Below are 8,307 nucleotides of genomic sequence, written 5' to 3'. Positions count from 1 at the left end.
GGCGGGCGCGGGGGCGCGGCGGGGGCGCGGGGGGGGGGCCGGGGGGCGGGGGGGGGGGGCGGCGCGGGGGGGGGGGGGGGGGGGGCGGGGCCCCCCCCCCCCCCCCCCCGCGACGCGGGGCTCGGCGTCATGGTCTGCAACAGCGACCAGAACCCCGCCGAGGAGGCCGAGTACCTGGCCCTCTTCGCCGAACAGCGCGTCCGCGGCGTCCTGCTCACGCCCGCCGACGCGACCGGCCAGAACATCGAGGCGTTCCGCCGCCACGACATCCCCTTCGTCCTCGTCGACCGCGTCGCCGAGGGCACCACCGAGTGCTCCGTCTCCGTGGACGACGTCAACGGCGGCGCGCTCGCCGTACGCCACCTCGTGGACGCCGGGCACCGCAGCATCGCGTACGTCAGCGGCCCGGCCGGACTCCACCAGGTGCGGGACCGCAGGCTCGGCGCCCTGCGGGCGCTCGCCGAGGCGGGACTGCCCGAGAGCACGCTGCGCGAGCTGCCCACCGAACGTCTCGACGTCGCCGCGGGCCGGGACGCGGGCGCCCGGCTGCTCGGCCTCGCCGACCGGCCGACCGCCGTGTTCTGCGCCAACGACCTGCTCGCCCTCGGCGTCCTCCAGGCCGTGTTCGCGGCCGGGGTGAGCGTCCCCGACCAACTGGCGATCGTCGGCTACGACGACATCGAGTTCGCGTCGGCCGCCGCCGTGCCGCTCACCTCGGTGCGGCAGCCCGCCGTCACCATGGGCGCCCTCGCCGCGGAACTCCTCCTGGAGGAGATGGAGGCGGCGCGGCCCGGCGCCCATGAGCACCGGCGCGTGGTGCTCCAGCCGGAGCTGGTGGTACGCAACTCGACCACCCTGCGACCCAGGTGACCTCGGGTGCCGGGCGCCGCGATCCCTGTGCTGAACTGACACTCCGAGTCCGCATACCGAACACGGCACAGGAGCAGCCTTGACCGTCTCGTACCGCCAGCCGGGCGTCGTCCTCACCGACCACCACTTCACCGTGCCCCTCGACCACGACGACCCGTCGGGGGAGCAGATCGAGCTGTACGCGCGCGAGGCCGTCGCGACCGGCAAGGAGCAGGCCGACCTGCCCTGGCTCGTCTATCTTCAGGGCGGCCCCGGCTTCGGCGCCAACCGGTTCGCCGGCAAGGCCGCGTGGCTCGGCCGCGCCCTCCAGGAGTTCCGGGTGCTCCTGGTCGACCAGCGCGGCACGGGCCGCTCGACCCCGGCGAACCGGCAGACGCTCCCGCTGCGCGGCGGGGCCCGCGAGCAGGCCGACTACCTGGCCAGGTTCCGCGCCGACTCGATCGTCCGCGACTGCGAGTGGATCAGGCCCGCCCTGACCGGCGGCGCGCCCTGGACCGTACTCGGCCAGAGCTTCGGCGGCTTCTGCACGACGCACTATCTGTCGACGGCGCCCGAGGGCCTGCGTGCGGCCGTGATCACCGGCGGCCTGCCCAGCCTGGACGGCCACGCGGACGACGTCTACCGGGCCGCGTACCCCCGCATCGAGCGCAAGGTCGCCGCGCACTACGCCCGCTACCCGATGGACGTCGAACGCGCCTGGCGCATCGCCACCCACCTCGCCGAGAACGACACCGTCCTGCCCGGCGGCTACCGGCTCACCGTCGAGGCGTTCCAGTCCCTCGGCGCCATGCTCGGCGGCGGCGACGGCAGCCACCGGCTCCACTACCTCCTGGAGAACGCTTTCGTCCGCACCCCCGCCGGGACCGCCCTGTCGGACGCCTTCCAGCAGGACACCGAAGCCGCGCTCTCCTACGCCGGACACCCCCTCTACGCCCTGGTCCACGAGGCCTGCTACGCCCAGGGCGCGCAGCCCACCGCCTGGTCGGCCGAGCGGGTGCGCGCCGAGTTCCCGCAGTTCGACGCCGCGCGCACCCTGGAGGGTGACGGGCCGCTGCTGTTCACCGGCGAGTCCGTGCACCCCTGGACCTTCGACTGCGACCCGGCGCTGCGCCCGCTGCGCGAGACCGCGGACCTGCTCGCCGAGCGCACCGACTGGGCCCCGCTGTACGACGCGGCGCGCCTCGCCCACAACGAGGTCCCGGTCGCCGCCGCCGTGTACCACGACGACATGTACGTGGACACCGCGCACTCCCTGGAGACCGCCCGCACGATCCGGGGGCTGCGCACCTGGGTCACGGACGAGTACGAACACGACGGCGTACGCGCGAGCGGCCCCCGCGTCCTGGACCGGCTGCTCGCCCTCACCCGCGACGAGGCGTGACCGGTCACGGGTGGCCTGATCCGTCCCGGGCGGCGTGATCCGTTACGGGTCGGACACGAAGCGTTCGGGCATGATGACCGTGCCTTCACCTCCCCTCCACAATGACGGATCACAGCACCGTCCTTGGGGGGCGTCATGCGCATCAGTCCCGCTCTGCTAGCCGTCGCGGCACTCGCCGCCACAGTCGTCGCGTGCGGCGGCACGGGCTCCGGTACCGGTTCCGGAACCGTCCAGTCCGACACCACCGCACCGGCGGCCGACACCAGTCCGACCCGTACCGAACCTCCCTCGCCCAAGGCGGGCAGCAGTGCGGGCACCTATGAACAGACCTGGAAGTCCGCGTACGCCGATACGCCCTGCGCGGACTTCCTGACGAAGATGAGCGACCATCAGCGGTGGGTGATGGCATCCGACCTGCTGACCGAGGCGCGAGAGAAGGACGGGGCGACGGGACGGGCCCCCGACGACGGAAGCACCCGCTTCGAGGCGGGTCTCGCCACCGCCTGCGAGGGTTCGGCGGACACCCGGATGACGGATGTGGGCATCACGCTCTACCGGCTGGATCCCAGCTACCACCCTTAGCTGGAATCCGGTTGCCACTCTGAACTATTCTGACGGTACGTCAGATGGCTGCCGGTGGGGCTGAGGGGGTCCGGTGATCGACACCACGAGCACGGACATCGCGGAGGGCGAGGAGCGGCTGCGGCTCGACGTCGGTGCGGACGGGCTCGCCGTCCTCACCCTCTGCCGCCCCGACAAGCTCAACGCGTGGAGCTGGGAGTCCACGCGCCAACTCGGCCTGCTCGCCGACCGGATCCGCTTCGACGACCGGGTGCGGGCCGTGCTGCTGCGCGCCGAAGGGCGGTCGTTCTGCGCGGGCATCGACGTCACCGCGCCCGGCGGCGCCATCACCGGCCGCTCCGGCGCGGAACGCGTCCGCAACTACTACGAGGGCATCCGCTGGGTCCACGAACGCTTCCGTGTCGTCGCGGGCCTGCCGCAGCCCGTCGTCGCCGCCGTGCAGGGCCACTGCCTCGGCTTCGGCTTCGAACTGGCGCTCATGGCCGACATCAGGGTCGCCGCGGACGACGCCGTGTTCGCCCTGCCGGAGACCGGCGTCGGGGCCGCCGTGGACGCGGGCGGCGACATGCGGATCGCCCGTGATGCCGGGGCGGGCTGGGCGAAGCTGCTCGCGCTCACCGGCCGCCGGATCGACGCCGCCACCGCCGAACGCCTCCGCCTCGTCCAACTCGTCACGTCCGTAGGAGAGTTGGAGGCCACGGCACGTGCGATCGCCGCCGAGATCGCGGCCAACGCGCCCCTCGCCGTCCAGGGCGTCAAACGCGACATCGACGCCTACGCGGACCGGGGCATGCCCGAAGCCCTGGACCGCGCCGCGCTCGCCACCGCGATCACCCTCACATCGGACGACTCGCGGGAGGGGTACGCGGCGAAGGCCGCACGGCGGGCACCGCGCTTCGAAGGGCACTGACCCCGACCGCGCGCGACAGGTTGGTTCAGCCCGTGAAGGGCCCCCGCCCCAACTGCTCCCGCACGGTCTCCACCGGCGGGCTCACCACACCCCGGCGCTGCCAGTTCGCACCGTCCACCACCAGTGTGTGACCGCTGATGAAACGGGCGTACGGCGAGGCCAGGAAGGTCGCCGCCCAGCCCAGTTCACGCGGCGCCCCGACCCGGAGCGCCGGCTGCCGGGCGTCCCGGTCGTCGGCCCGGTCGAGGGCGCCCCGGATGTCGGCCGTCATGTCGTCGTGCGGCATCAGACCGGGCACGAGCCCGTTGACCCGGATGCCGTACGGGCCCCACTCCACGGCCAGCGTCCGTACCAGGCTCTCCACTCCGGCCTTGGCGGCGGCGCTGTGGGCGAAGCCGGGACCGCCGGTCCAGGCGTACGAGGCGCCCACGTCGATCACGGAGGCCGGGGTGCCCGCGGCGAGATGGCGGCGGCCGAACTCACGCGTCATGAAGAAGGTGCCCGTCAGCGTGGTGTCGACCACCGCGCGCCAGGCGTTCGGGGACATGTCCTCGGCGGGCACCGGGAAGTTCGCCGCCGCGTTGTTCACCAGGACCCCGGGCAGGCCGACCGCGCGCTCGGCGACGTCGAAGACCTCGGCGACCCGCTCCGGCTCACGGATGTCGCAGGGCGCGACGACCACCCGGCCGGGGCCCACGTCCGCCAGGTCACGCCGTGCCGCGTCCAGATGCTCGGGCGACCGGCTCGCGATCACCAAGTCGGCGCCCAGGCGGGCGAATTCGGCGGCGACCGCCTTGCCCAGACCGGTGCCTCCGCCCGTGACCAGGACCGCGGTTCCGTCGAAGGTGCCGGGCGGCAGCGCGCTCGCGCCCGGCGGGGGAGGGGCGGGCAGTCCGGGGCAGGGCGTCGTCGTGTACTCGTCGTCGTCCGTCATGCCGCACTCGATACCGCCCGGACCCGCAAACTTCCAGAGACGCGGGGTCCTGGCTGAAGGCGAACGAGGCGTGGGGCCTGTTCCCTCCAGTCAAAGCAACCGCTTAGTATGCGGAAGGAGACCCGGCACCGACCCCGGACCAACACCGGACCAACCCCGCACCGACTCCCCGGTCCCTGGAGGGCACATGCAGGCATGGCAGGTAAGCGAGACCGGCGAACCGGGCGAGGTGATGCGTCTGGTGGAGATCGAGCCTCCGGTACCCGCCGCGGGGCAGACGCTCCTCCGGGTGCGGGCCGCCAGTGTGAACTTCCCGGACGCCCTGCTGTGCCGGGGTCAGTACCAGATGAGGCCGCCGCTGCCGTTCACGCCGGGCGTGGAGATCTGCGGCGAGACACAGGACGGGCGTCGCGTCATCGCCAACCCGGCGCTCCCGCACGGCGGCTTCGCCGCGTACGCGCTCGCCGACACCGCGGCCCTGCTCCCCGCGCCCGACGCCCTGGACGACGCCGAGGCGGCTGCCCTGCACATCGGCTACCAGACCGGCTGGTTCGGCCTGCACCGCAGGGCGCACCTCCAGGCCGGCGAGACGCTGCTCGTGCACGCGGCGGCCGGCGGCGTCGGCAGCGCGGCCGTCCAGTTGGGCAAGGCGGCGGGCGCCCGGGTCATCGGAGTCGTCGGCGGGCCCGAGAAGGCCCGGGTCGCCCGCGACCTCGGCTGTGACGTGGTGGTCGACCGGCGTACGGAGGACTTCGTCGCCGTGGTGAAGGAGGCGACGGGCGGCCGGGGCGCGGACGTCGTGTACGACCCGGTCGGCGGGGACGCGTACGCCAAGTCCACGAAGTGCGTCGCCTTCGAGGGACGGATCGTCGTCGTCGGCTTCGCCGGAGGGACCGTACCGGCGCCGCCCCTCAACCACGTACTCCTGAAGAACTACTCGATCCTCGGCCTGCACTGGGGCCTGTACGCCACCAAGGACCCGGGATCGATCGCGCGCTGTCACGCGCAGTTGACCGAACTCGCCGCGCGCGGAGCGATCAAGCCGCTGGTCAGCGAGCGTGTTCCGCTGAAGGGTGCGGCCGACGCCGTCCAGCGGGTCGCGGACGGGGTCACCACGGGCCGCGTCGTCGTGGTCCCGGAATCCGTTGGAACCGGTGACACCGCCTCCGTACCGGAAGGAGCAACCGTATGACGGACGCCGCCGAACTGCGCCGCCGCACCGCCGAGTTGCTGGCCGCCCATCCGCCCGCGCACACCGACCGCACCGACTTCCTCAAGGCCAGGTTCGACGCGGGACTCGCCTGGGTGCACTATCCGGAAGGGCTCGGCGGCCTCGGTGCGCCGCGTTCCCTTCAGGGCGTCGTGGACGCCGAACTCGCCGCCGCCGACGCCCCCGACAACGATCCGCGCCGGATCGGCATCGGCCTCGGCATGGCCGCGCCGACGATCCTCGGCTTCGGCACCGACGAGCAGAAGCACCGGTTCCTGCGCCCGCTGTGGACCGGTGAGGAGGTGTGGTGCCAGTTGTTCAGCGAACCGGGCGCGGGCTCCGACCTGGCCGCGCTCGGCACCCGCGCCGTCCGCGACGGCGACGACTGGGTGGTGAACGGACAGAAGGTGTGGACGTCGAGCGCCCACCTGGCCCGCTGGGCGATCCTCATCGCCCGCACCGACCCGGACGTCCCCAAGCACCAGGGCATCACCTACTTCATCTGCGACATGACCGACCCCGGTGTGGAGGTCAGACCGCTGCGGCAGATCACCGGCGAGGCCGAGTTCAACGAGGTGTTCCTCACCGGCGTCCGTATCCCCGACCGCCACCGGCTCGGCGCGGTCGGCGACGGCTGGCGCGTCGCGCAGACCACCCTCATGAACGAGCGGGTCTCGATCGGCGGCGCCCGCATCCCCCGCGAGGGCGGCATGATCGGCCCCGTCTCGCGGCTCTGGCGCGAACGCCCCGACCTGCGCACCCACGAACTGCGGCACCGGCTGCTCACCCTGTGGGTGGAGGCCGAGGTGGCCCGGCTCACCGGGGAGCGGCTGCGCCAGCAACTCGTCGCGGGACAGCCCGGACCCGAGGGCTCCGGCATGAAACTCGCCTTCGCCCGCCTCAACCAGGAGATCAGCGGCCTGGAGGTCGAACTCCTCGGCGAGGAAGGGCTGTTGTACGACGACTGGACGATGCGCCGCCCGGAGTTCGTCGACTTCACAGGGCGCGAGGCGGGCTACCGCTATCTGCGCTCCAAGGGCAACAGCATCGAGGGCGGGACCAGCGAGATCCTGCTGAACATCGTCGCCGAACGCGTCCTCGGCCTGCCGCCCGAGCCACGCACCGACAAGGACGTCGCCTGGAAGGACCTGGCCCGATGAGCACCGCCCCCGACCCCGCCGACACGTCCCCCGACCTCCTCTGCACGGAAGAGGAGGAGGCGCTGCGCTCGGCGGTACGCGATCTCCTCACCGACCACTGCGACACGGCGTCCGTACTCGCCCGCACCGAGTCCGGCACACCGCACGACCGTGAGCTGTGGAAGGCGCTCACCGAGGGCATGGGCCTCGCCGGACTCCTGGTGCCCGAAGCGCTCGGCGGCCAGGGCGCCACGCACCGCGAAGCCGCCGTGGTACTGGAGGAGTTGGGCCGCGCGGTGGCGCCGGTGCCGTATCTGACGAGCGCGGTGATCGCCACCGAGGCGCTGCTGTCCTGCGGGGGCGACACGGCCGGTGAACTGCTGGCCGCCGTCGCGTCGGGCCGTACCGTCGCGGCCCTCGCCGTGCCCCTGCCGACCGCGCCGGGACCGGTGGCCGCCACCGTCCGGTACGAGGGCGGCGCCCTGCACGGCCGGGTCACCGGTGTCGCGGACGCGGAGGCCGCCGATGTGCTGCTCGTCCCGGCGGCGGACGGCGGTCTGTACGCGGTGGACGCGGGCGCATCGGCCGGTACCGGACCCGCCGTGACCCCACGGACCTCCCTGGACCGCACCCGGCCGCTCGCCGACATCGGGTTCGACGCGGTGCCCGCGCGGCTCCTGACCGACGACGCCGACCGGGCCGTGCGGCGGGCGCTGCGCTCCGGCGCCGGACTGCTCGCGTCGGAACAGCTCGGGATCGCCGAGTGGTGTCTGACCGAGACCGTCCGTTACACCCGCGAACGCCACCAGTTCAACCGTCCCGTCGGCTCCTTCCAGGCGCTCAAGCACCGGATGGCGCAGGTGTGGCTCGACACGGTCGGCACCCGGGCCGCCGCCCGCGCCGCCGCCGACGCCCTCGCCACGGACAGCGCCGACACCGCGCTCGCCGTGGCCGTCGCCCAGGCGTACGCGTCGCCCGCCGCCGTCCACGCCGCCGAAGAGGCGCTTCAACTGCACGGCGGCATCGGGATGACGTGGGAGCACCCGGTGCACCTGTATCTGAAGCGCGCGAAGGCCGACTCGATCGCGCTCGGCACGGCAGGGCGGCACCGGGAGGCGGTGGGCGACCTGGTCGACATCGCGGCACCCTGACCGTCACCCCCCGGCACATACCGCGCCACCTCCTGTTTCTTACGCGGCCGATCTTCCGTGCCGTACGGACCAGGGGCTTTACTCACCTATTACATGAGGCATAATTGCGATCCGTTCGCAATAACGTGTG

7 protein-coding genes and 1 pseudogene are annotated in these 8,307 nt (G+C 73.2%); 7 read left to right on the top strand and 1 reads right to left on the bottom strand.

What is annotated here, in order from left to right; genetic code table 11:
* From ACIQNU_RS19740 to ACIQNU_RS19725, 4 genes and pseudogenes are all read left to right on the top strand, one after another.
* Window positions 1–870, top strand: a pseudogene (locus ACIQNU_RS19740) (substrate-binding domain-containing protein); the annotation flags it as partial.
* Between the two features lie 79 nt (window positions 871–949).
* The gene (locus ACIQNU_RS19735; protein ID WP_401367769.1) at window positions 950–2,251 is read left to right on the top strand and encodes an alpha/beta fold hydrolase; all 1,302 of its coding nucleotides are present in this window, start codon (window positions 950–952) and stop codon (window positions 2,249–2,251) included.
* A gap of 135 nt (window positions 2,252–2,386) precedes the next feature.
* Window positions 2,387–2,833, top strand: coding sequence for a hypothetical protein (locus ACIQNU_RS19730; RefSeq protein ID WP_401367767.1), 447 nt, complete (start codon window positions 2,387–2,389; stop codon window positions 2,831–2,833).
* A 73-nt stretch (window positions 2,834–2,906) separates the two neighbouring features.
* A complete protein-coding gene (locus tag ACIQNU_RS19725) occupies window positions 2,907–3,743 on the top strand; it encodes an enoyl-CoA hydratase/isomerase family protein (RefSeq protein WP_401367764.1) in 837 nt (278 codons plus the stop codon).
* Window positions 3,744–3,768: 25 nt separating this feature from the next.
* Here the strand turns inward: ACIQNU_RS19725 and ACIQNU_RS19720 are convergent, their stop codons facing one another.
* Entirely contained in the window at window positions 3,769–4,677 is a 909-nt protein-coding gene (locus tag ACIQNU_RS19720) for an SDR family oxidoreductase (protein ID WP_401367762.1), read from the bottom strand.
* Window positions 4,678–4,864: 187 nt separating this feature from the next.
* Here ACIQNU_RS19720 and ACIQNU_RS19715 point away from each other — a divergent pair, with 187 nt between their 5' ends.
* From ACIQNU_RS19715 to ACIQNU_RS19705, 3 genes are read left to right on the top strand one after another with little or no spacing between them, the layout of a single operon-like run.
* Window positions 4,865–5,869, top strand: coding sequence for an NADPH:quinone oxidoreductase family protein (locus ACIQNU_RS19715; RefSeq protein ID WP_401367760.1), 1,005 nt, complete (start codon window positions 4,865–4,867; stop codon window positions 5,867–5,869).
* Window positions 5,866–7,047 carry an acyl-CoA dehydrogenase family protein gene (locus ACIQNU_RS19710; RefSeq protein WP_401367757.1) on the top strand — a complete coding sequence of 394 codons (1,182 nt, stop codon included), beginning with the start codon at window positions 5,866–5,868 and terminating at the stop codon, window positions 7,045–7,047. Before ACIQNU_RS19715 ends, ACIQNU_RS19710 begins: the two co-directional genes overlap by 4 nt.
* Window positions 7,044–8,177, top strand: a complete 1,134-nt coding sequence (locus tag ACIQNU_RS19705) for an acyl-CoA dehydrogenase family protein (RefSeq protein ID WP_401367755.1) — start codon at window positions 7,044–7,046, stop codon at window positions 8,175–8,177. Before ACIQNU_RS19710 ends, ACIQNU_RS19705 begins: the two co-directional genes overlap by 4 nt.
* The last annotated feature ends 130 nt before the right edge of the window (window positions 8,178–8,307 follow it).

The organism is Streptomyces sp. NPDC091292, assembly GCF_044757265.1.
Classification (GTDB): Bacteria; Actinomycetota; Actinomycetes; order Streptomycetales; family Streptomycetaceae; genus Streptomyces.
The sequence above is the reverse complement of the archived record's forward strand: the minus strand, read 5'-3'. Positions and strand labels throughout refer to the sequence as shown.